General features: G+C 55.9%; 1 protein-coding gene. It reads left to right on the top strand.

The genetic code is table 11. The features are described from left to right. Positions 1 to 229, top strand: a 229-nt coding sequence (locus tag KVT38_RS34445; RefSeq protein WP_217598169.1) for a MarR family transcriptional regulator, incomplete at both ends; no start/stop codon positions are given.

Genomic DNA, 229 nt, shown 5'->3' with positions numbered 1-229 from the left:
GCGGATGCCAGCGTGACGAAGCTGGCGGAGCGCATTTACATGACGAGAAGCGCGATCAGCAAGATCGCGAAGAAGCTCATGGAGATGGGGCTGATCGAGAGCTACCAGAAGCCCGAGAACAAGAAGGAAATTTATTTTAAGCTGTCGGAGCAAGGGGAAGCCGTGAGCCGAATCCACGAGGAGCTGCATAACGTGTTCCGGGAGCGGGACAGGGCGATATTCGAGCACA

Origin of the sequence: Cohnella sp. GbtcB17 (assembly GCF_019091135.1) — a bacterium.
Classification (GTDB): Bacteria; Bacillota; Bacilli; order Paenibacillales; family Paenibacillaceae; genus Cohnella.
This window is presented reverse-complemented; position numbering and strand designations above follow the sequence as displayed.